Below are 22619 nucleotides of genomic sequence, written 5' to 3'. Positions count from 1 at the left end.
CGGGGTGCTCGAAGCCTGCTGGGGGAAGACGGCCGGCGGGACGAAGCAGTACGTGCACGGCATCTCCGGCAGCATCCTCAACGCCTGGCACCACGTCGCCGTGGTGATCGACCGCACCGCGAACACCGGGACGTTCTACGTCGACGGTGTGCAGAAGGCGACGGCGCCCGCCGGGTCGATCACCGCATCCACGGCGTTCGACAGCGGGCTGGCGTTCAACATCGGCGGGCTGAGCGGCAGTGAGAGCGACACCGGAGACGGGTACGTCAACGCCTCCGTCGACAGCGTCAACTTCTTCGACGCCGCCATCCCCGGCAGCCAGGTCGCCGCGGACTTCGTGGCGAGCAAGCCGACCGTGGTCGCGTACACGGTGGCGTTCGACGGCAACGGCGCCGGGGGAGGGTCGACGGCGTCGCAGACGCTCACCACCGGCCAGACCGCGGCGCTGACCGCGAACGGGTACACCCGCGCCGGGTACCAGTTCCGCGGCTGGGCGACCAGCGCATCGGGAGCGGTCGTGTACGCCGACACGCAGAGCGTCACGGATCTGGCGTCTGCGGCGGGAGCCACGGTGACCCTGTATGCGGTCTGGAACCGCTACCGCGCGCCGGGGGACTCGGTCGCGCCGATCGTGTCGTACGACTTCGACGACGACACCGGCACGACGGTGGCCGACAGCTCGGGCAGCGGCAACGCGGGCGCCTGGTCAGGCACGCCGTCGTACGGAGCCGGCATCTCCGGCAAGGCGGCATACGTGAACTCGCCGGCGGGAAGCGTCCAGGGCGTCAACTTCTTCAGCCTGCCGCTGATCGCGGGGCGCACGGATGCGTCGTCCAGCTTCTCCTACGTGTTCTGGATGAACGAGGCGGCCACCAGCTCCGACTCGCCGATCGTCTCGAACCAGGACTTCACCCACTGCTACAACAAGGGCACGACGCTCTACAACACCGCGGGCCAGCCGGGTGTGCTGCGCGCCTGCTTCGGCAGGAACGGCACCTCCACCGCGCAGAACTACCTTCCGCAGGTCAGCGGCAGCTCGGTCATCGGGGCGTGGCATCAGGTGGCCGTCGTCGCCGACCGCGCGGCCGGCACCATGACCACCTACCTGGACGGCCAGCAGACGGCGCAGAACGCCGCGCTGACGAGCGCGTTCTCCCTGGTGAGCGGCAACCCGTTCCGGGTCGGCGCCGAAGGCTCAGGAGCGGACACCGGGGACGGGTTCGTCAACGCATCCATCGACGACTTCGACTTCTACGACACCGCGATCGGCGCTGCCCAGATCCTCAACGAGTACACGGCGGCACTGCCTGCCACGACGCCGACGGACAGCGGGGCCACCCTCGCCGCCGGATTCGTGACGGACACCTTCCGCGCGCCGGCGGTGCGCGCGGGCGGCGCTGTCGCCCAACGCGTCGGCGGGCTCTGGAACGGCGCCGCGGTCACCGGATACACGAAGGTCGCGGGCGACGACTGGCTCAGCGTCGCGGCGGACGGCACGGTCACCGGTACGGCTCCCTCGAAAGCTCCCGCCGACCCGGCGACCATCACCGTACAGGCGACGGACGGGAGCGCGAGCTCCCGCATCACCGTGGAGGTGCCGGTGCTCGGCGCCACCGACCCCGTGCAGCTCGCCGCGGCGACCTGGAACCTGTGGGATGCGGGCAGCCACGTCAGTGACGCGACGTTCAAGGAGCTCGCGGTGATCGCCGCCAACGGGCTCGACGTGATCGGGGTGCAGCAGGACGACGGCACGGTCGCCGCCCGCCTCGCCAAGGCGCTCGGCTGGTATGCGGTCGCGGGCGGCGACGGCGCGTCCATCGTGTCGGCGTACCCGGTGGATGCGGCCACCGGCCGACGCGCGGCGGTCGCGGCGGCGCTCCCCGCCGTCGGCGCCACCGCCCACGTGCTCGGACACGACGTGCGCCTATGGAGCGCCGGCCTCGACGGAGCGGGCTACGGGCCGAACGCGGCCTGCCAGGGCGGAGTGACCGACCCGGCAGCGCTCGTCGCCGCGGAGAAGACGACGGCGCGCTACGACCAGGCGACGGCGCTCGCCGCGGCGCTGCGCGGCGACGCGTCGGCTGCGGAGAAGACCCCGGTCATCCTGCTCGCCGACCTGGAGTCCCCGTCGTCGGACGACTGGACGGCCACGACGGCCGCAGCGCACTGCGGTGTCGGCGCTGTGGCCTGGCCGGTCCCGGCCGCGTTGACGAAGGCCGGGCTGACGGACACCTACCGCGCCGCGCATCCGGACCCGTCGGCCGCCGCGGGGAACTCGTGGTCGCCGATCGTGGCCACCGACCCGTCGACGGGCACGCCGGAGCCGCAGGACCGCATCGACTACGTCTACGCGGCGGGCGCCGACCTCGCCGTGCTCGGCTCGAACACGCTGGTGGCGGGGTGGCCCTCCGCGAGGAACGTCGCGGGCAACGCGTGGCCGAGCAACCACCGCGCGGTCGTGACGACGTTCCGGCTCGACCCGGCCGCGGTGAGCACGCCGACGCCCACGCCGACTCCGACGCCGACCCCCACTCCCACCGCGACGCCGACGCCGACCGCGACGCCGACGCCGACCGGCACCCCGACCGCGCCCGGCACGCCGGGGACCACCCCGACCCCCACCGCGACTCCCACCGACCCGTCCGTGCCGTCGCCGACCGGCTCGGCCGACCCCGGAGCGGCCCCCGCAGGCACGAAGCCGCCGGGCGGAGGCGACGATGCGCTGGCGTGGACGGGCTCGCAGCTCCCGATCGCGCTGATCGTGGCGGCCGTCGCGGCCATCCTCGTCGGGGTGATCGTGCGACGCCGGAGGTACGGGACGAAGTCGGACCGCGGCTAGGCGTCACACCGGCGCAGCCGTCCACGCGAACACCAGCGGCAGCGTCGCCAGCACAGACACGTGCCCGTCGCGCGGGCGCAGCAGCAGGTCGGCGTTCGGGATGCGCTCCAGCAGGGCGAGCGTGTGGGCGACGGGGACGACGCGGTCGGCCTTGCCGTGCACGAGGAGGGCTGGCGCGGTGATGTCGGCCGGGTCGAAGCCCCAGTCGGACACGTAGGCGACGTCGTCGTCGGATTCGCCGGCCGGTCCCTCTGCGGCTCCGGCCTGCGCGTCTGCGCCGAGCGGCGCCCAGTCGGCGGAGAGTGCCGCCCAGTCGCGGTCGGTGAAGGAGGACTCGTCGAACTCGGCGTGCTCCGCGTGGCGGAGGCGCGCATCCCGGCCGAGCACAGCGGTGAGGAGCGCGTCGGGGGAGGCCATCCCGGCGAACCAGTCGTCGGACTCCCAGCGCGGGGCGAGCGAGGCGATCGTGGCCACGGCGCTGACCCTGTCCGGTGCCAGGGCCGCGCAGGCGAGCGCGTGCGGGCCGCCGCCGGATGCGCCGACCGTCGCGAACCGGTCGATGCCCAGTTCGTCGAGCACCAGGAGGGCGTCTGCCGCAGCGTCGGCGACGCTGCGGTCCGGCCGTTCGGTCGAGCCCGGGTAGCCGGGCCGGGCGACGGAGACGACGCGGAGACCGGCGGCTTCCGCGGCGGCGGCGATGGGCGCGATGATCGCGCCGGTCTGCGGGGTGCCGTGATGCCAGAGCACCGTCGCGCCCGCCCCGGATGCTCCCGAATCGAAGAAGCGGACGGTGCGGCCGTCCGGTGTGGTGAGTTCGCGCGCGCCGTCCGGCACGGACCCCTCGCGCTCGTCGGCCTCGTCGCCGGCGGTGCCTTCCTCCTGCATGGTCATAGCCGGATCGTACGCCTGGTCGGCCGCGGAGCAGAAGTTTGGCCGGACTCAGTGGATGACGGCCTTCAGCACGATCATCGCGATGCCGAACAGGGCTGTGGTGATGGAGCCGATGATCCGCACCGGCCAGGAGTCGCCGCGGAGGGCGAACACGATGTAGCCGAGCACCGCGAGGATCGCGACGCCGAGCCAGAGCGCTGTCCACAGCGCGACCGTGTCGTCCACCACGCGCAGCCCGCCGAGCAGGAGCACGAACGACGGAGGGACAGCGGATGTCAGGAACCCGACCGACCGCCGCAGCGAGCGCTGGAACGACGCGGACAGCCCTCCGCCGCCCTCCTCCTCCACACCGTGGCCCGCGATGGTCCCGGCGTAGACGTGCGCCGCCCAGAAGACGATCACCGTGGTGAGCACCGTCAGGAAGACCTGCATCGAGGTGGCGTGGTACGAGCCCGCTGCGACGATCATCCCGCTGACGAGCACGGTCCCGTACACCGACTCCTCGGTGATGTAGTCCACCCGCGCGCGGCGGAGCGCGGCGTTCGCGGTGCGCGGCCGCGGTGTCACGTCGCCTCCCGGATGCCCGGTGCGGGATGCCGCGCGCTCGCATCCCTGGGCAGCAGCAGCGCGGCGACGAGTCCGCCGAGTCCGAGGACGGCGAGCACCGCCATCGCCGAGCCGTATGCCGCAGAGCCCGCGGCGACGTTGGCGATCAGGATGGTGCCGGCGATGGCCGTGCCGAGGGTGGAGCCGAGGTTCGAGACGCTGCGGGACAGTCCGGAGATCTCGCCCTGCGCCTCCTCCGGGAAGGCGGACTGGACCACGTTCACCGACGGTGTCAGCATCAGGCCGAGGCCGGCCCCGATGAGGAAGAGACCGGGCACGAACGCCCAGTCGGTCGTCGTGACCGCGACGAGCCAGATCAGCAGCACGATGCCGGGGACGCAGAGCACGAAGCCGGTCAGGATGAGGCTCCGCTGCGAGAACCGCCGAGCCAGCCTGCCCGCGACCAGGGAGGTGAGGAGCAGCCCGACCGTCGCGGCGGTGAACAGCACCCCGGTCGCAATGGCGCTGTAGCCGCGGACCACCTGCAGGTACGCCGACACCGTGAAGGACGTGCCCATCAGCAGCACCCACTGCACGTTCTGGGTGACGAGGGCGATGTTCGACAGGCGGTTGCGGAACAGCGAGGTCGACAGCAGCGCTTCCTTCCCTGCGTGCTCGCGGCGCCGCACCCACCAGAAGAACAGCACCAGGATCACGATCCCGGCGACGATGAGCGTCACCATCAGCGGCACGCTGTTGTCGGCAGCGAGGATGCCGAGCACGAGCACGAACAAGCCGAGCGCGGAGAGCACGGCCCCGACCACGTCGAACGGCCGCTTCGGATCGGCCGGGATGGGGTCGGTCAGTCTCCTGCTCAGCAGCAGGATGACCACGATGATGAGCGCCTGGAAGAGGAAGGCGGCACGCCAGCTGATCGCGGTGGTGATCAGCCCGCCGATCAGCGGACCTGCCGCGGCCCCGATGCCGCCCAAGCCGCTGATCACGCCGAACGCCCACGCCCGCGTCGGGATGTCGGACAGGTAGACCGTGGTGAGGATGTAGACGGGAGGGATCAGCAGGGCGGTGCCGACGCCCTCCAGGATGCTGTTGCCGAGGATCAGCGCCCACAGCCCCGGCGATGCGGCACTGACGAGGGCGCCGGCGCCGTAGACGATCAGGCCGAGCGTGAAGCAGCGCTTCCTGCCGATCTTGTCCGTGAGCTTCCCGGCGGGGATCATCAACGCCGCCATCGTCAGCAGGAACAGCGTGATGCTGATCTGAACGCCCTGCACCGTCGTGTCCAGATCGCGGGAGATGTCGCTGATCATCACGTTCATGTTCGACCCGGCGAAGCTGCAGATGAACTGCGCGAGAGCCAGGGGCGCGATGAGCCGTCGCACGTCGGAACGGGACGTGCCGGTGAAGGATGCGGTCATGACGACCTCCTGCCGGAAAGGTGGACCTTCCGCTGGCACCGGATCATAGTCCTCGCCCGCTGTCGCGGATATCCCCCCACTGGCCACCGTCGCCCTGCCGGGTCTATAGTGAGCGCCATCGTCCGAGGAGGGCTCCCATGACGGAGACACCGAGACATGCATTCCCCGATATCGCAGAGCACGGACTGATCGGCGACCTGCAATCCGTGGCACTGGTGTGCACGGACGGGACCATCGACTGGTTCTGCGCCCCGCGCTTCGACTCTCCAGCGGTGTTCGCATCGCTGCTGGACAGGGAAAAGGGCGGATACTTCCGCATCCACGCCGTCGACGACGACGTGCGGGTGAAGCAGATGTACTTCCCGCAGACGGCGGTGCTGATCACCCGGTTCATGAGCTCATCCGGTGTCGCCGAGGTGATCGACTTCATGCCGCTGGCCGACGACCCCACCGTCGCCACCGACGAGCGCCGCATCCTGCGCGGCATCCGCGTGGTCAGGGGCGAGGTGAGCTTCCGGCTCGAGTGCCGCCCGCGGTTCGACTTCGGGCGGAGGGCGCACACCGCATCCACCAGTCCCGAGCGGGTGGACTTCGACGACGGGCAAGCGGGAGCCGCCCTGCTCGGGCTCGGCGACGACACTCCGGATGCTGCGGCGCTCGCCGCGGGGGACGTCGTGCTGGAGTTCACGATGTCGGCGGGGCAGCTGCGGCTGTTCGCGTTCCACACCGCACCGGGCGACGACGCGGACGGACTCACCACGCAGCACGGGCAGGAACTGTTCCGGCAGACCGTGGAGTTCTGGCGAGACTGGCTGCGGGTGAGCACGTACACCGGCAGGTGGCGGGAGGCGGTGGAGCGCTCGGCGATGGTGCTCAAGCTGTTGCAGTACGCGCCGAGCGGCGGCCTGGTCGCCGCCCCGACCGCCGCGCTTCCCGAGCAGCTCGGCGGCGTGCGCAACTGGGACTACCGGTACACCTGGATCCGCGACGGTTCGTTCTCGGTCTACTCGCTGCTCGCGCTCGGGTACACCGACGAGGCCGTCGCGTTCGCGCTGTGGGTCGCGGACCGGGTCGCCGAGCAGGCGGGGGAGGCCTCCGGCCCGCTCAAGATCATGTACAGGATCGACGGCTCCTCCGACCTGCAGGAGCTGGAGCTCGACGGCTTCGAGGGCTACGAGGGCTCCCGGCCGGTCAACGTCGGCAACGGCGCGGCCGACCAGTTGCAGCTCGACATCTACGGCGAGGCGTTCGACGCTCTGTTCGTCACCGAGAAGTACCGCCGTATCGGGCATCCTGGTTGGGCCAAGCTGCGCACGGTGCTCGACTGGCTGGCCGAGAACTGGGACCAGCCGGACGAGGGCGTCTGGGAGACCAGGGGAGGCCGCAAGGACTTCACCTACGGGCGCATCATGTGCTGGGTGGCGTTCGACCGGGCGATCAGCATCGCCAGGGAGCGCGGCCTTCCCGCTCCGCTGGAGACCTGGATCGGCGCCCGCGACGCCATCTACGAGCAGGTCTTCACCCACTGCTGGAACCCGGACAGGAAGGCGTTCGTGCAGTATCCGGGCACGGACGTGGTGGATGCGATCACCTTGCTGATGCCGCTGGTCGGCATGATCTCCCCGCACGACCCGATGTGGCTCTCCACCCTCGACGCGATCGGCGACGAGCTGGTCACTGACAGCCTGGTCTACCGCTACAACCCCGCTGCGTCGCCGGACGGGCTGCCGGGGGAGGAAGGGACGTTCTCGCTCTGCTCGTTCTTCTACGTGATCGCCCTGGCGGACGCCGACCGCATCGAGGAGGCCCAGTACGCGTTCGAGAAGATGCTCACCTACGGCAACCACGTCGGGCTGTTCGCGGAGGAGATCGACCCGGCCGGGAGGCAGCTGGGCAACTTCCCGCAGGCGTTCACCCACCTGGCCCTGATCCGCGCGGCCATCGTGCTGGATGCGGCACTCACCCGGCAGGAGTCGCGGCGCCAGCGCCCGTGACGGGCTCCGCTCTCGGCGCACCGGTCGCGGCCCCGCTCACCCGCAGGTAGACGATGAGCCAGCTGAACACCACCACCCCGGCCACCAGCTCTGTCGCCGTGAGCACGTAGTACCCGACGACGTAGAACAGCAGCATCACCACGATGGTGGCGAAGAACACGTAGCCGAGCACGAAGAACGACGCCGGCGCCTGGGGGAGCGCCGCGCGCACCCAGAACACGACCAGCGAGAACGTCAGCACCATCCCGACGGCGGACACGTTGTGCAGCACGGCGGAGACGTTGAGCGGGAACAGCCCGACCCCGGCGAGCAGCACGCCGATCAGGATGAGCACCACCCGCACCCGGATGAGCGCCGCCCTGCTCCTGCGCGCCTCCGGCCGGTCGTCGGCGGGTGCCACCAGCTCGCGCGTGTCCGTCGCATAGCGAGCCAGGGCGGTGACGATCACCCCGGCGATGACCAGGGTCAGGTTGAACGACAGCGACGACACGCTGCTCGACATGCCGAGGGCGCTGAGGTGCAGCATCCACCAGTGCGGGTCCGGCGCGCTGAGCATCGCGGTGAGGATGCCCACGATGACGAAGACGGCGAGCACCGTCGACAGGCGCATCAGATCCATCTGCACGGACGACAGGAAGACGATGTACGCGGTGACGGCACAGGCGACCGCGGCGAGGGCGGCGGCGGACAGGAAGTAGACCGTCGCATCCTGGAACCCGTTGTCGAGCACGGCGCTGAGCGCGAGCCAGCCGAGCAGGGCGATGACGCCGTGCGCGAGCGCGATGACGACGGTGTCGAACACGTCGGCGGCGGTGGCCCGGCCGACCCGGCCGGCCCGGCCGTCCTCGGTGCTCGCGGCGGCGGGCGCGCGGAACGGACGCGGTCCCTCCCGCGTCCACAGACGTCCAGCGACGTAGGCGAGCGCCGCGATCACCCCGGCGGCGATGGCGGTGAACTGGCCGAGGGAGTCCGGCCCCGCGATCGCGAGGCTCGCTCCCCAGAACAGCGGCAGGGCGACGACGAGCGCGAGGACGAATGCCCCTCCGCCCGCGACGATGGCGGCGCCTTCCGCGCTCAGCAGAGGTGCACGTCGTGTTCCAACTCCGGTGCTCGCCATCGCATCACCCCGTCAGCAGTGCGCTCACTGTACCGCCGCGGACGGGCGCTGGGCTAGAGCCCTGTTCCAGAGGTCAGCCGCGCCAGGCATCCACCTCGTCGAGCAGCTCCTGCTTGCGGTCGTCCGACGCGAACGACGCCTCGATGGAGGTGCGCGCGAAACGCTCGGCCTGCTCGCTCGTGACGCCGAGCGCATCCCGGACGGCCACGAAGTTGTCTCCGATGTATCCGCCGAAGTATGCCGGGTCGTCCGAGTTGATCGTGACGGGCACGCCTGCCGCATCCAGCCGGAGCAGTGGATGCTCGTCCAGCGTCGCGACCGTGCGCAACCGCAGGTTGGACAGCGGGCACATGGTCAGAGCGATCCGCTCCTCGGCGAGGCGTGCGACCAGCTCCGGGTCGTCGACGGCGCGGATGCCGTGGTCGATGCGCTCGGCGCCGAGCAGGTCGAGCGCCTCGCGGATGTACGACGCAGGACCCTCCTCCCCGGCGTGCGCGACGACGTGCAGGCCGGCATCCCGTGCCGCGGAGAAGACGTCCTGGAACAGCGACGGCGGATAGCCGACCTCGGCGGAGTCGAGGCCCACGCCGATCAGGTTCTCGCGGCGGCTGAGGCCGGCGTTGAGGATCTGGTCGGCGGATTCGACCGGCTGGTCGCGCAGGAAGCTGAGGATGATGCCGCCGGTGATCCCGAGGTCGCGCTCGGCCTCCTCCAGCGCGCCGGAGATGCCGTCGATGACGGTCTCGATGCGCACGTCGCGGGCGGTGTGCGCCTGCGGGTCGAAGAACAGCTCGACGTGGCGGACGCCTTGCGCTGCGGCGGTGGTCAGATAGCGCCTGGTGAGCTCGGCGAAGTCGTTCTCGGTGCGGAGCACATCCATCGTCGCGTAGTAGAGGTTGAGGAACGACTGCAGGTCGTCGAACTCGTAGAGCGCTGCCAGCTCGTCCACCGACGCGTACGGGAGCGAGACGCCGTTCTTGCCCGCCAGCTCGAAGACGAGGTCGGGTTCGAGCGTGCCCTCGATGTGGAGGTGCAGCTCGGCCTTCGGCAGGGCGAACAGAGCGGAGTCGGAGGCAAGATCGGTCATCCTCCGATTTTGTCATCCCGGGGAGGGACGTGCCGACCGGATGCGCACCCATAGCCTCGGAGGATGAGCACGAGTAGCCTGTCCCGCCGCAGCAGACTGCCCCGCCGCGCCCGCCTGGCCGTCGCGGCCGCGTGCATCCTGGTCGCCGGGCTCGCCGTGCATGCTTTCGCGGGCGGCCCGGTCGGCGGATTCGCCGGGGACGCCCTCTACGCCGCCCTCATCGCGGTGATCGTGGCGTTCGCCGTTCCGCGGGCGGCCCGGTGGGTGGCTCCGGTCGTGGCGCTGGCGTTCTGCTGGGCGATCGAGGTGCTCCAGCTCACGCCGCTGCCGCGCGCCATCGAGGTGGCGGTGCCCGGCAGCTACTTCGTCTTCGGGTCGACCTTCCAGTGGATCGACCTCGTCGCGTACGCGGTGGGCGTCGCCGTGGTCGCCGCGGTCAGCCGACCTGCAGCAGGATCTTCCCGAGATGCGCGGACGACTCCATCCGGCGGTGTGCCTGAGCGGCGTCCTCCAGCGGGAACACCGAGTCGATGACCGGATGGATGCGGCCGGCCGCCAGGTGCGGCCAGACGTGTTCGCGCACCCCGGCGATGATCGCCACCCGTTCGGCGAGCGGCCGTGCCCGGAGCGTCGTGCCCCAGATGCGTGCGCGCTTGCTCATCAGCAGGCCGGTGTCGATGGATGCCGGGGTGCGGTCGCGCGTCGCGATCGACATGATGCGCCCTCCGACGGCGAGGGCGTCCAGGTCGCGGGCGATGTACGCGCCGCCGACGATGTCGAGCACCACGTCGACGCCGCGTCCGTCCGTCACGTCGTGCACCACCTCGACGAAGTCGCTCTCGCGGTAGTCGATCGCGGCCTCGGCGCCGAGCGAGCGGCAGAACTCCACCTTCACCGGGCTGCCGGCGGTCGCGATCACCGTCGCCCCGAACACCCGGCCCAGCTGGATCGCCATCGAGCCGATCCCGCTCGACCCTCCGTGCACGAGCAGGGTCTCGCCCTCCGCGAGCCGGCCGAGCTGGAACACGTTCGACCAGACGGTGGCCGCGACCTCCGGGAGTCCTGCAGCCTCCACGAGGTCGACGCCCGGCGGAACAGGAAGCACGAGGCCGGCGTCCACGGTCACGTATTCGGCGTATCCGCCTCCCGGCAGCAGCGCGCACACCCGGTCGCCGACGGCCCAGCCGTGCACGGACGAGCCGACCTGGTCGATCTCGCCGGACACCTCGAGCCCCGGCCACTCCGGTGCTCCGGCCGGCGACGGGTAGTACCCGCGGCGCTGCGACAGGTCGGCGCCGTTCAGTCCGGCCGCCGTCACCCGGATGCGCACCTCGGTGTCCGCCGCGACGGGCTCGGCCACCTCCGCGACGGTGAGGACGTCCGCGTCTCCCGGGGTCGTGACGACGACGGCGCGCATCAGGACCGCGCCCCTGCCGTGTTCGAGCGGCGGCTCAGCACATCCCGGATCTTCACCTTGTTGGTGTACTCGATCGAGCCGTAGCGGAACAGGCGCACCGCGATGCGCAGCACGACGGCGGACAGCACGAACAGCTCGACGATGATGACGATCGCCTGCCAGAGCGGCAGCGTGCCGAACGCATTCAGGATCAGCGCCGTGATCGGTGCCGTGTACGGGAAGAACGCGAGCACCTGCACGATCGCCGACTGCGGGTTGCTGATCGCGAACCCGGACGCGTAGAGCGGGATCACGATGGAGAAGATCACGATCGAGAACAGCGGGGCGGCGTCCTTCGCGGTCGGCATCACGGCGCCGACCGCCACGAGCGTCCCGGTGAACAGCGCGAACCCGCCGATCAGGATGAGCGCGCCGACGATCATCTTCTGCGGCTCGAACACCAGCCCGGACAGGTCGAGGCTCGGGATGGACAGCTGCTCCCGGAAGAACAGGTAGCCGACCACCACGGGCAGCGCGAACACCGCCATCTGGATGATGCCGATCATGAACAGCGAGATCACCTTGCCGACCAGCAGACTGGTGGGGTTGATGGTGGTCAGGATCATCTCGGTGACCCTGTTCTCCTTCTCCTCCAGCGTGGAGTTCAGCATCTGGTTGCCGAGGAAGACGATGACGATGAAGAACGCCACCAGGAAGATCAGGGCCGGGATGATCGCCTCGAACCCGGGAGCGACGGCGCCGTCCTTGAAGGTCGTGGTCGAGGTCTGCACCTCGCCGCGCAGCACGGCGACGTCGGTGGGGGAGTCGATCCGCTTTTCCACGCTGGCGGAGAGCACGCTCTCCGCCGCCGACGAGTACTTGGCGTTCTGCAGCAGCCCGGCGTCCGCGCCGTAGACCTTCACGGTCTGCTTCGCCGGGTCGGCGGGGAAGTCGAAGAAGGCCGCCGAGCTGCCGGACTTCACGGCGTCGATCCCGGATGCGCTGCTCTCGGCGGGCGAGCCGCCCAGCTGCCGGGCGACGGACGGGTCGACCAGCCCGGACGCATCCACGTACTGGAACTCGAAGCGGGCGTTCTTCTGGGCGTCCGCCGTCTGCGCGGTGGACACGTTCGAGGCGACGACGAGGCTGATCAGCGCGATGGCGAAGATCGGCACGATGAGTGTGATCGCCCAGAACCGGCGCTTCGACACGGTGCGGAGGAACTCGAACGAGACGACGGTCCCGAGGTTGTGCTGAGCCATCAGTCTGCCTCCCTGCTGTCTGCTCCGTACACTTCGACGAAGATGTCGTCGAGCGACTTCCTGGTCGGTGCGAAGCGGGTCACGTCCAGCCCGGCATCCACGAGGGAGCGGAGGATCGCGGCGGTGTCCGCGTCGTTGGCGACCTCCAGCTCGGCGTGGCCGCCCGCATCCCGGGCGATCGTGTACGCGGGGGAGGAGGGGATCGTGCCGTCGTGGTCGACGTGCACGACCGTGCCGCCGAACTGCTCCTGCACCTCGGCGACCGTGCCGTATGCGCGCGAGACGCCGTCCTTGAGGAGGATGACGCGGTCGCAGAGCCGCTCGACCTCCTCCATCTGGTGGGTGACCATCATCACGGTGGAGCCCGAACGCTTCTGGTCGTCGATGATGTCCATCAGCAGGCGGCGGTTGACGGGGTCGAAGCCCTTGGTCGGCTCGTCCAGGATGAGCAACTCCGGGTCGTTCATGATCGTCACGCCCAGCTGCACCTTCTGCTGCTGGCCGCCGGAGAGCTTGTCGAGGCGCACCTTCTCCTTGTCGCCGATGCCGACCCGTTCGAGGTAACCGCGGGACCAGCGCCTGGCCTGCTCCTTGCCGAGGCCCTTGAGCTTGCCGAAGTAGACCATCACGTCGATGACGGACTCCTTCTTGTACAGCCCGCGCTCCTCCGGGAGGTAGCCGAGCCTGTCGCCGGCCTCCGGGCTGAACGGGCGGCCGTCGATGTGGAGTACGCCGGCCGTCGGCTGGTAGATGCCGAGGAGCGCGCGGATCGTGGTGGTCTTGCCCGAGCCATTGCTGCCGAGGAAGCCGAACGTCTCCCCGCGGGCGATGTCGAAGGAGAGGTCGCGGATGACGGTGGTGCGGCCGAAATCCATCCGGAAGTGGTCGATGTGCACGAGGGGTTCCTGCGTCGGACTGCTCACGCATCCACATTAGGGGTTGACGGGTCGTGGGCCGCGGATTATTGTATTCAACGTAACAGTTGATAAAGGAATCGGTTGTATATGACTCAGGATGTGGACGCGGACACGCGGCTCGACCGCGCGTTCCAGGCCCTGGCCGACCCGGTGCGCCGAGCGATCGTCGCCCGCCTCAGCAGGGGCTCTGCGACGGTGAACGAACTGGCGGAGCCGTTCGCGATCACCACGCAGGCGGTGTCCCGCCACATCCACGTCCTCGAAGAGGCCGGGCTCGTCAGCAGGACGAGGGAGGCGCAGCGCCGCCCCGTCCACCTCGAACCGGCGGCCCTCGAGGAGCTCACCTCGTGGATCGACGGCTACCGGCTCATCCACGAACAGCAGTACCGCAGTCTCGACAGCGTGCTCGCCGGCCTCGGCGGCACGGCCACACCGAAGGAGAAGAAGAAATGAGCAACGCAGTCACCATCACCGCGCCGGACGGTCTCCCGTACGTCGACATCGAGCGCGAATTCGACTATCCGGTCGAGAAGGTGTTCCTCGCCCACAAGGACCCGGCCCTGATCGCCCAGTGGCTCGGCCCGCGCGGCTACGAGATGGACGTCGAGGAGTACGACTACACGACGGGCGGGCACTACCGCTACGTGCACCGCGACCCGAACGGCGGGGAGTACGGCTTCCGCGGGGTGTTCCACGTCGTGCGCGACAACGAGTTCGCCATCCAGACCTTCGAGTTCGAGGGATACCCGGATGTGGTCAGCATCGAGTCCGTCACGTTCGAACCCCTCGACGGAGGACGCACCCGCGTGAAGGCCCATGCCATCTACCCGACGCTCGAGGCGCGAGACGGCATGGTCGCCTCCGGCCAGGCGAAAGGCGTCACCGAGGGCTACGAGCGCCTCGACGCCGTGCTCGCCGCGGGCTGACCTGCGCACCCAAGCAATCGAGTCCGAACCTATTCACGCGACACGCCGGTCGCAGGCGTGAATACGTTCGGACTCGATTGCGTGTCAGGCGAGCGCGGCGAGGAGAGCCGGGTGGAGGAGGCCGTTGCTCGCCAGCGAGGAGCCGTTGCCCGGGCCGGCGTCGCCGGTGACCGAGGTGAAGGTGCCTCCGGCCTCTTCGACGATCGGGATGAGCGCGGCGAGATCGTACGTCTTCACGTCGAACTCGCCCACCGCATCCAGAACTCCCTCGGCCAGCAGCATGTACGACCACATGTCGCCGTATGCGCGATCCCGCCACACCTGCCGGGTGAGCGTGATCAGCTTGTCCAGGTATCCGGCGCCATCCCACTGGGCGATGCTCTGGAAGCTGATCGAGGCGTGCTCCAGATCGGACACGGCGGACACCCGCAGCCTGCGCGGCTCGCCACCGGCCTCCGACAGCCAGGCCCCTGCCCCCTGCGCCGCCCACCAGCGCCGATCGAGCGCCGGCGAGCTGACGACGCCGACCACCGGCTTGCCGTCGACGGCCAGCGCGATCAGCGTGCCCCACACCGGAACGCCGCGCAGATAGTTGGCGGTGCCGTCGATGGGGTCGACGATCCACTGCCGGGATGCGTCCCCCTCCGTCCCGAACTCCTCGCCCAGGATGCCGTCCTCCGGCCGTTCTGCTGCGATGAGCTCCCGGATGGCCCGCTCCACGGCCAGATCCGCTTCGGTGACATGGGTGCGATCCGGCTTCGTGTCGATGTGCAGATCCAGCGCGCGGAACTTCTCCCGCGAAATCGAATCGGCCAGATCGGCCAGCCGGACGGCCAGCGCCAAGTCGGCGGAGAACGGAGAGGATGCGGTGTCGAAAGTCACGTCCAGAGCCTACCGATCCGAGGTGAACACCCGGTGGCGCGCCCGGCGTCCCCTCGATTGGCGATGAGGCCGAAATGGATGCTAGTGTTGAGCCTCGTTCGGGTCGCCGAACAAAACGCACCTCTAGCTCAATCGGCAGAGCAACTGACTCTTAATCAGTGGGTTCTGGGTTCAAGTCCCAGGGGGTGCACCAGATATTGAGAAGCCCTCGATCCCTTGGAATCACCGGGATCGGGGGCTTCTGCTATTCCGGGGAGAGGCTACCGTGAGGGGATGCTTCACCTCGTCGCAGTGAAACCGGATGGCGTCAACACGAACCCCTGGCTGATCGGTCTGACGGTGGTGGTCATCGCCGCGATCGTCCTGGTGGTAGTCGTCAGGCGGAGAAGGCGATAGCGGGCGCTGCAGGAACCCCTACCGCAACTCTTTCCGCGGCATCACGATCTCTTTGATGATCAGGATGATCCCCGCCGAGATCGGGATGGCGACCAGCGCCCCGGGGAGCCCGAACAGCGTCGATCCGGCCAGCGCTGAGATCAGCACCACCGAGCCAGGCACCTGCACCGCCTTGCCCATCACCTTCGGCGTGAGGATGTATGCCTCGACCTGCATGTAGATCAGCATGAAGATGAGGACGACGAGGCCGGAGACGGGGGAGTGGATGAAGGCGAGGACCGTCATCGCCGCCGTGGTCAGCACCGTTCCGATCAACGGGATGAGGGTGATGAAGAAGGCGAGGATTCCGATCAGGAATGCGCCGGGCACGTCGGTGATCAGCAGCAGGATGACGCTGTAGACCGCGTTGAAGAACGCGAGCACCACCATCCCGCTCAGGTATTTGCCGAAGTTGCGCAGGATGCGTTCCGAGTATTTGACGAACGTGGGCCTGCGGGAGGCGGAGACCAGCTTGTATCCGGCCTCCTTCGTCGCGTCGTAGGTGGCGATGAAGTAGATGGTGAGGATGGCGATGAAGAAGCCGGAGGTCAGGCCGTTGACGACAGACAGGCCGAAGCCGACCAGGCCGGTGCCGAGGGAGGCCCACACCTCGGGTTTCTGCACTTCGGTCGAGACCCAGTTGACGAGGGCGCCGAGGACGCCGTTGCTGGAAGCGTTCGCCGGGTCGAACCAGCCTTGGGCGCGGAGGTTCGCCACCTCTTTCGGGATGGCCGTCGCCAGGAACTGGATCTGCTGGATGACCAGCGGGAGCACCACCCAGACGATCGTGATGATCACCGCGATGAGCAGCAGGATCACCGTGACGATCGCCCACGGCCGGGACATGTGCCTGCGCTGGAACCACCGGATGAGCGGGTCCAGGCCGACCGTGGCGAACATCGCGAGGAAAACCATGAAGATGATCGAGCGCAGGCCGTACAGGGCGAAGCCGGTGATGATCGCGCCGACAGCGCCCAGCGTGACGATGTAGCCGAGCGCCAGCGGGCTGCGCTGCAGCATCGACTGCTGAGGCGGCTGCGGCGGTTGCGTCGCCTGACCCTGCTGCGGCTGATCTGTTGTGGCCGGTGGTGGGGCGTGTCTGGTGAGGCGCATGACGCCCTCCTCGGCTCGGTGTATGGCTGGTGCCGAGCGTATTGCCAGCGGGCTACCCGGGACAAGTCACTGCGGCACCGACGCGGGATGCCGCCGGCGTTCGTTACGAATATGTAAACGCCTTTACTTCTATCTGTTTCGCTCTTGACGCCCGCATCCGGCGCATGCTTCACTTGCGGCAGCAATTAAGCAACGAGGTTTCATTGTAAGCGGGACGGGAGAGCCGGCGGATGGCATTCGGTGGACACGGCCAGGAGCCGGACGCGTCGCGGCAGAGGGCGGCGAACGCCGCCCGGTGTGCGCTCGCCGTCCGGCAGGGCGGCCGCGGAACCGTCGCGCAGATCGCCGCACGCACGGGACTGTCCCGCCCGACCGTCGAAGTCGCCCTCACGACGATGCGCGAGCGCGGCCTGGTCGTCGAGGTCGACGAGCACACGCTCGGCGGCAGGGGAGCGGGACGCCCGGCGCGGCTCTACGACTTCGCCGCGGACGCCGGATACCTCGTGGGCGTCGACGTGGGCATCCACCGGGTGCGCGTCGCCATCGCCGACCTCGCCGGTGCGATCGTCGGCTGGTCGGAGCGCGAGATCGACGGCAGTTCACTCGGCGCCAACCGGATGAGCGTGGTGCGCCAGGTGGTCTCCGACAGCCTCGACGGGCACGAGGTCGACCGGTCGCGCCTGGTCGCGATGACCGTCGCCGTCTCCGGTCTCGTCGGCGAGGACGGCAAGCTCATCGTCTCCCGCAACTTCCCGGACTGGGAGGGCGTCGACATCGCCGGCCACCTGCGTTCCGAGTTCGGCTGCGAGGTGGTGGTCGAGAACGACATGCGGCTCGCCGCCCTCGCCGAGCACCGGATGGGCGCATCCCGGCTGGTCAACGACTCCGCGTACTTCTTCCTCGGGCACCGCATCTCGATGGGGCTCATCATCGACGGCAAGCTCCGTCGCGGCGCGCACTCCGCCGCCGGCGAGGTGGGCGAGATCGTCTTCTCGATGAAGGTGAACGAGGCCGGCCAGCTCAGCTGGAAGACCGCGCCCTCCGGCGAAGAGGTGTTCCGGATGGCCGTGGAGGGCGACGAGGGCGCCCGCGAGGAGATCGAGTCGTTCGTCGGCGGGCTCGCCACCGGCATCGCCACGCTCACGATGGCCGTCGACCCGGACGTCGTGGTGGTCGGCGGCGGCCTCTCCCGCGCGGGGGAGGCACTGCTCGAACCGTTGAGGAGGGCCGTGATGCGTGAGATCCGGCTGCCCATCCACCCCACGATCATCCAGTCCGAGCTCGGCGCCGAGTCCGTCGTGCTCGGGGCGCTCGCGCTCGCCTTCGGCCAGTCGGCCGAGCGGGTCTACGGGACGGCGGACGTGCCGGAGCCCGACATCGATGTCGCGGGGGCGAAGGCCCTCGCAGAGAGGATCACCGCATGAGTTCCACGGAAGCAGGGTCGCCGCTGAGGCTGGCCGTCATCGGCGTGGGGGCGCGGTCGTACATCGCGAGCCACGCCGTCGACTCCGGCAGCGGCACGATCGTGGCCGTCGCCGACCCGAGCAGTGCGGCCAGGGAGCGCGCCGCCGAGCAGTTCGGCGCGGGCATCGCCACCTTCGCGAGCCACCGCGACCTCATCGACGCCCGGGATGCGCAGGGCGGCAGCATCGTCGACGCCGCGTTCGTCACCTCCCCGGACCACACCCACGCCGAGATCGCCATCGACCTGCTGCGCGCCGGGATCCCGGTCTACGTCGAGAAGCCGCTCGCGATCAGCCTCGACGACGCGGACGCGATCCTGGCTGCGGCGGCCGAGAGCGGCACCCGGCTCTACGTCGGCCACAACATGCGGCACATGGCCGTCGTCACCCTCATGCGCGACATCATCCAGCGCGGTGAGATCGGCGAGGTCAAGGCCGTCTGGTGCAGGCACTTCGTCGGGAACGGCGGCGACTACTACTTCAAGGACTGGCACGCGGAGCGCGCCAAGTCGAACGGGCTGCTGCTGCAGAAGGGCGCCCACGACATCGACATCATCCACTGGCTCGCCGGAGGGTACTCCGAGCTGGTCACCGGGATGGGCGGCCTGAGCCTCTACGGAGACATCACGGATCGCAGGGACAACTCCGACCGCACGATGCCCGAGTGGTTCTCGCTCGACGCGTGGCCTCCGCTCAGCCAGACCGAGCTGAACCCGGTGATCGACGTCGAAGACATCTCGATGGTCACCATGCGCCTCGACAACGGCGTGTACGCGTCGTACCAGCAGTGCCACTACACCCCCGATTACTGGCGCAACTACACGGTGATCGGCACGGAGGGCAGGCTGGAGAACTTCGGCGACACCGACGGGGCGGTCGTGCGGGTGTGGAACACGCGCACGACCTACGACCCGGCCGGGGACGCCGAGTATCGGGTGAACGGCGACGAGCGGGGGCACCGCGACGCGGACCGGCTCACGGTCGACGAGTTCATCCGGTTCATCACGGACGGCTCGGAGACCGAGACGTCCGCTGTCGCTGCCAGGAACGCGGTGGCGACAGCCGTCGCAGCAACCGAGTCCATCCGCGACGGCTCACGGCCCATCGCCGTGCCTGCCGTGGACGAACACGTGGCCACGCTGGTGTGACCACGCGGTATTCCCGGGCCGGCGAGGACAAGTCGCCGGCCCGGGAGGCACCACAACAACACTCACATTTCAAGGAGAACCAATGCGAAAAGCCCTACTAGCCGCCGGGGCGGCGGTCGCAGCCGCTGCCCTTCTGGCCGGATGCTCGTCCAACACTGGAAGCGGCTCCGGTGCCACTGCCGATCATAATCTGTCGGCCTCGATCTCCTACGCATACTGGGACGTCAACCAGAAGCCAGCGATGGAGGCGCTGATCAAGGACTTCAACAAGGAGTATCCGAACATCAAGGTCACCAGCCAGGTGACGCCGTACCAGAACTACTTCACCAAGCTGCAGACGCAGGGCTCGTCGAAGACGCTGCCCGACGTGTTCTGGATGAACGGACCGAACTTCCAGCTGTACGCATCCAACGGGCTGCTCGAGCCGATCGGCTCCGGCATCGACCCGTCGAACTACCCGAAGGCGCTCGACGAGCTCTACAGCTACGACGGCAAGCAGTACGGGGCTCCGAAGGACTTCGACACAATCGGCGTCTTCTACAACAAGGCGGTCTTCGACAAGGCCGGCGTCGCGTACCCGACGGCCGACTGGACCTGGGACGACTTCCACCAGAAGGCCAAGGCGATCTCCGACAAGCTGAAGGCCGAGGGCGTCTACGGCGTCGCGAGCGGTCTGAGCGGCGGCCAGGAGGTCTACTACAACACCATCCTGCAGGCGGGCGGCGACATCATCTCGTCCGACGGCAAGAAGTCGGGCTACGACTCCGCCGCAGCGATCAAGGGCCTGCAGTTCGTGCGCGACCTCGTCGCGGACGGGTCGTCGCCGACGCCGTCGCAGCTGTCGGACACCCCGCAGGACCAGTGGTTCATCAACAGCAAGTCGGCCATGATCTGGTCGGGCACCTGGCTGAACTCCGAGCTCCTCGCATCGCCGATCAAGGACACGATCGCCCTCGCTCCTCTGCCCAAGGGCGAGAAGCAGGCCACGGTGATCCACGGTCTCGCCAACGTCGTCGCCAAGGACTCCAAGAACAAGCCGGCGGCCGTCGCGTTCCAGACCTACCTCGCCGGCAAGCAGGCGGCGCAGACCCAGGCGGAGATGGGCGCGGCGAACCCCGCGTTCAACGGCACCCAGGACGCCTTCGTCAAGACGGCGCCGTGGGATCTGAACATCTTCGAGAAGGCGGCGGCGGACTACGCGTACCCGTACCCCATCTCCAAGAACACGGCAGCGTGGAACAAGGCGGAGAACGACCTGCTCCCCGACGCGTTCTCCGGCAAGCGCCCGGTGGCCGACGTGGCCAAGGAGCTCGCCAAGCAGATGAACGCGGACCTCGCCAAAGAGTAATGTCCCTGTCCACCGCAACCCAGGAGGCGGGCGTCGTGACCACGGCGCCCGCCACCCGGCCGGCCGCACCGCGCAAGCGGCGCACCGACCGGAAGGAATGGCTGTGGGCGGCCCTGTTCGTCGCCCCGCTGCTGTTCGGCGTCCTCGTCTTCTACATCTGGCCGATCATCCGGAACGCGTACTTCAGCTTCACCACCTGGGGCGTCTTCGGAGGAGCGACCTGGAGTGGACTGGCGAACTACCAGGCGATGCTCGCCGATCCGTCGTTCTGGCGCTCGATCGTCAACACGCTGATCTACATCGGCTTCCTGCTGATCGGCATCCCGCTCGCGGTGATCTTCGCCAGCCTGATCAACCGGCCCGGGCTGCGCTTCGCCGCCCTGTACCGCACGGCGTTCTTCCTCCCGTACGTCGCGATGCCCGCCGCCGTCTCGATGGTCTGGCGGATCATCTTCAACGGCGACTTCGGGGTCATCAACTACGCGCTGTCGCTCATCGGCATCAAGGGGCCGAACTGGCTCTCCACCGAATGGGTCGCACTCATCGCGGTGGGACTGGTCGGGATGTGGATCTCGCTCGGCTTCAACCTCATCGTCCTCTCCGCCGGGATGAAGGGCATCCCGCCGGAGATGTACGAGGCGTCGAGCCTCGACGGCGCGAGCAGGCTGCGGCAGTTCTTCTCGATCACGGTTCCGCTGCTCAGCCCGTCGATCTTCTTCGTCTCCGTCATGACGGTCATCACCGGCTTCCAGCTGTTCGACCTGCTCTACGCGCTGATGGGGACGCAGAACCCGGCGCTCAACCAGACCCAGTCGATGGTGTACCTGTTCTTCGCCCACCAGCAGACCGGCGACAACGGCTACGCAGCCGCCGTCGGGATGGCGATCCTCGTGCTCGTCGGCGTGTTCACGATCATCCAGTTCCGGATGCAGAAGAGGTGGGTGACGTATGTCTAGCTCCGTCGTCGTCGGCGCGAAATCGGGGCGCGCCCGGGTGGGGACGGGTGTCACCCACCTCGTCCTGATCGTCGCGTCGATCGTGATGATCTTCCCGTTCGTCTGGCAGATCCTGATGTCGCTGTCCACGAACGCGCAGGTCACCTCCGTTCCGCCGACCGTCTGGCCCGGCACGCTGCACTGGGAGAACTTCGCCCACGTGTTCGACCAGCTGCCGTTCCTCAACCAGCTCTGGGTGTCGGTCGCCGTCACGGTGATCCGCACGGTCGGCCAGCTGTTGCTGTGCTCGATGGCCGGGTATGCGTTCGCCAGGATGTCGTTCCCGTTCAAGCGGACGATCTTCGCGCTCGTGCTCGCCATCCTGATGGTGCCGCCGCAGGTGTACCTGTTGCCGCAGTACCAGATCGTGCAGGGCCTCGGCTGGCTCAACACCATCGCCGGGATCGCCGCCCCCGGCATCTTCAGCGCGTTCGGCACCTTCCTGATGCGCCAGTTCTTCCTCGGCCTGCCCGACGAACTGGCCGAGGCGGCCCGCCTCGACGGAGCGAACCACTTCCAGACCTTCTGGAAGGTGATGCTGCCGCTCGCCAAGCCCGGCCTGTCCGCGCTCGCGATCATCACGGTGCTCGCCTCGTGGAACGACCTGCTCTGGCCGCTCATCGTCGCGACGGACTCGACCCAGATGCCGCTCTCGGCCGGTATCGCGACGCTCACCAGCCAGCGGTCGATCCCCGACTACCCGCTCCTGCTCGCCGCCAGCCTCCTGGCGATGGCGCCGGTGCTCATCCTCTTCCTGATCATGCAGAAGCGCGTCATCGACGGCATCGCATTCTCCGGTCTCAAATAGAAAGAACAGACACGTT

General features: G+C 68.8%; 21 protein-coding genes and 1 tRNA gene. 12 read left to right on the top strand and 10 right to left on the bottom strand.

All coding sequences use genetic code 11. From position 1 onward, the window contains the following. Positions 1-4 precede the first annotated feature (4 nt). On the top strand, positions 5-2839 hold the full coding sequence (locus AC1ROC_RS04810) for an InlB B-repeat-containing protein (RefSeq protein WP_492998432.1): 2835 nt from the start codon (positions 5-7) through the stop codon (positions 2837-2839). 3 nt (positions 2840-2842) lie between these two features. Here AC1ROC_RS04810 and AC1ROC_RS04805 read toward each other — a convergent pair whose 3' ends face one another. Genes AC1ROC_RS04805 through AC1ROC_RS04795 form a run of 3 tightly spaced genes read right to left on the bottom strand, consistent with a single transcriptional unit; the run spans position 2843 to position 5712 of the window. Continuing rightward, positions 2843-3730: an alpha/beta fold hydrolase gene (locus AC1ROC_RS04805; protein WP_492998430.1), complete on the bottom strand. Its 888-nt coding sequence runs from the start codon at positions 3728-3730 to the stop codon at positions 2843-2845. Between the two features lie 48 nt (positions 3731-3778). Continuing rightward, positions 3779-4297: a hypothetical protein gene (locus tag AC1ROC_RS04800; protein WP_085369497.1), complete on the bottom strand. Its 519-nt coding sequence runs from the start codon at positions 4295-4297 to the stop codon at positions 3779-3781. Beyond that, complete coding sequence (locus AC1ROC_RS04795) at positions 4294-5712, bottom strand: MFS transporter (RefSeq protein WP_085369498.1); 1419 nt, start codon at positions 5710-5712, stop codon at positions 4294-4296. Before AC1ROC_RS04795 ends, AC1ROC_RS04800 begins: the two co-directional genes overlap by 4 nt. 137 nt (positions 5713-5849) lie before the next feature. On the opposite strand from AC1ROC_RS04795, the gene AC1ROC_RS04790 reads away from it, so the two are divergent. Next, positions 5850-7706: a glycoside hydrolase family 15 protein gene (locus AC1ROC_RS04790; protein WP_492998425.1), complete on the top strand. Its 1857-nt coding sequence runs from the start codon at positions 5850-5852 to the stop codon at positions 7704-7706. On the opposite strand, the gene AC1ROC_RS04785 is transcribed toward AC1ROC_RS04790, so the two are convergent. Both AC1ROC_RS04785 and AC1ROC_RS04780 read right to left on the bottom strand, forming a co-directional pair. Next, positions 7672-8823: a hypothetical protein gene (locus tag AC1ROC_RS04785; protein WP_492998423.1), complete on the bottom strand. Its 1152-nt coding sequence runs from the start codon at positions 8821-8823 to the stop codon at positions 7672-7674. The two genes, AC1ROC_RS04790 and AC1ROC_RS04785, sit on opposite strands and share 35 nt — an antisense overlap. Before the next feature lie 73 nt (positions 8824-8896). After that, positions 8897-9910 (bottom strand): adenosine deaminase, encoded by a 1014-nt coding sequence (locus AC1ROC_RS04780; RefSeq protein WP_492998421.1) that lies wholly within the window; start codon positions 9908-9910, stop codon positions 8897-8899. A gap of 63 nt (positions 9911-9973) precedes the next feature. On the opposite strand from AC1ROC_RS04780, the gene AC1ROC_RS04775 reads away from it, so the two are divergent. Then, positions 9974-10444, top strand: a complete 471-nt coding sequence (locus tag AC1ROC_RS04775) for a ribosomal maturation YjgA family protein (protein WP_492998420.1) — start codon at positions 9974-9976, stop codon at positions 10442-10444. Here AC1ROC_RS04775 and AC1ROC_RS04770 read toward each other — a convergent pair. From AC1ROC_RS04770 to AC1ROC_RS04760, 3 genes are read right to left on the bottom strand one after another with little or no spacing between them, the layout of a single operon-like run. Further along, complete coding sequence (locus AC1ROC_RS04770; protein WP_492998418.1) at positions 10347-11327, bottom strand: NAD(P)H-quinone oxidoreductase; 981 nt, start codon at positions 11325-11327, stop codon at positions 10347-10349. The genes AC1ROC_RS04775 and AC1ROC_RS04770 overlap by 98 nt on opposite strands. Continuing rightward, positions 11327-12568: an ABC transporter permease gene (locus AC1ROC_RS04765; RefSeq protein WP_492998416.1), complete on the bottom strand. Its 1242-nt coding sequence runs from the start codon at positions 12566-12568 to the stop codon at positions 11327-11329. Before AC1ROC_RS04765 ends, AC1ROC_RS04770 begins: the two co-directional genes overlap by 1 nt. Beyond that, the gene (locus AC1ROC_RS04760; protein ID WP_085369544.1) at positions 12568-13443 is read right to left on the bottom strand and encodes an ABC transporter ATP-binding protein; all 876 of its coding nucleotides are present in this window, start codon (positions 13441-13443) and stop codon (positions 12568-12570) included. The genes AC1ROC_RS04765 and AC1ROC_RS04760 overlap by 1 nt, the downstream gene beginning before the upstream one ends. A 129-nt stretch (positions 13444-13572) precedes the next feature. On the opposite strand from AC1ROC_RS04760, the gene AC1ROC_RS04755 reads away from it, so the two are divergent. Together AC1ROC_RS04755 and AC1ROC_RS04750 are read left to right on the top strand one after the other, a co-directional pair. Then, positions 13573-13938: an ArsR/SmtB family transcription factor gene (locus AC1ROC_RS04755; RefSeq protein ID WP_085369504.1), complete on the top strand. Its 366-nt coding sequence runs from the start codon at positions 13573-13575 to the stop codon at positions 13936-13938. After that, positions 13935-14411: an SRPBCC family protein gene (locus AC1ROC_RS04750; protein WP_492998413.1), complete on the top strand. Its 477-nt coding sequence runs from the start codon at positions 13935-13937 to the stop codon at positions 14409-14411. Before AC1ROC_RS04755 ends, AC1ROC_RS04750 begins: the two co-directional genes overlap by 4 nt. Positions 14412-14495: 84 nt before the next feature. Here AC1ROC_RS04750 and hisN read toward each other — a convergent pair whose 3' ends face one another. Then, positions 14496-15293, bottom strand: a complete 798-nt coding sequence (hisN, locus tag AC1ROC_RS04745) for a histidinol-phosphatase (protein WP_492998411.1) — start codon at positions 15291-15293, stop codon at positions 14496-14498. A gap of 117 nt (positions 15294-15410) precedes the next feature. On the opposite strand from hisN, the gene AC1ROC_RS04740 reads away from it, so the two are divergent. Together AC1ROC_RS04740 and AC1ROC_RS04735 are read left to right on the top strand one after the other, a co-directional pair. Continuing rightward, positions 15411-15486: transfer RNA gene (locus AC1ROC_RS04740), tRNA-Lys, on the top strand. Positions 15487-15566: 80 nt separating this feature from the next. After that, complete coding sequence (locus AC1ROC_RS04735) at positions 15567-15689, top strand: hypothetical protein (RefSeq protein WP_492998409.1); 123 nt, start codon at positions 15567-15569, stop codon at positions 15687-15689. A gap of 18 nt (positions 15690-15707) precedes the next feature. On the opposite strand, the gene AC1ROC_RS04730 is transcribed toward AC1ROC_RS04735, so the two are convergent. Continuing rightward, positions 15708-16841, bottom strand: coding sequence for an AI-2E family transporter (locus AC1ROC_RS04730; protein WP_492998407.1), 1134 nt, complete (start codon positions 16839-16841; stop codon positions 15708-15710). Between the two features lie 230 nt (positions 16842-17071). On the opposite strand from AC1ROC_RS04730, the gene AC1ROC_RS04725 reads away from it, so the two are divergent. The 5 genes from AC1ROC_RS04725 (at position 17072) to AC1ROC_RS04705 (ending at position 22603) form a co-directional block, all read left to right on the top strand. Beyond that, entirely contained in the window at positions 17072-18265 is a 1194-nt protein-coding gene (locus tag AC1ROC_RS04725) for an ROK family transcriptional regulator (protein WP_085369510.1), read from the top strand. Continuing rightward, positions 18262-19452, top strand: a complete 1191-nt coding sequence (locus AC1ROC_RS04720) for a Gfo/Idh/MocA family protein (protein WP_168689200.1) — start codon at positions 18262-18264, stop codon at positions 19450-19452. The genes AC1ROC_RS04725 and AC1ROC_RS04720 overlap by 4 nt, the downstream gene beginning before the upstream one ends. Positions 19453-19534: 82 nt before the next feature. Further along, a complete protein-coding gene (locus AC1ROC_RS04715; RefSeq protein ID WP_168689201.1) occupies positions 19535-20800 on the top strand; it encodes an ABC transporter substrate-binding protein in 1266 nt (421 codons plus the stop codon). Next, positions 20800-21756 carry a carbohydrate ABC transporter permease gene (locus AC1ROC_RS04710; RefSeq protein WP_085369513.1) on the top strand — a complete coding sequence of 319 codons (957 nt, stop codon included), beginning with the start codon at positions 20800-20802 and terminating at the stop codon, positions 21754-21756. Before AC1ROC_RS04715 ends, AC1ROC_RS04710 begins: the two co-directional genes overlap by 1 nt. Beyond that, on the top strand, positions 21749-22603 hold the full coding sequence (locus tag AC1ROC_RS04705) for a carbohydrate ABC transporter permease (RefSeq protein ID WP_085369514.1): 855 nt from the start codon (positions 21749-21751) through the stop codon (positions 22601-22603). Before AC1ROC_RS04710 ends, AC1ROC_RS04705 begins: the two co-directional genes overlap by 8 nt. Positions 22604-22619: the final 16 nt, after the last annotated feature.

The sequence above is a fragment of the Leifsonia sp. GW821-FHT13C05 genome, from assembly GCF_058806515.1.
Note: the sequence above shows the minus strand (reverse complement) of the source record. Positions and strands in the feature narration are given on the sequence as shown.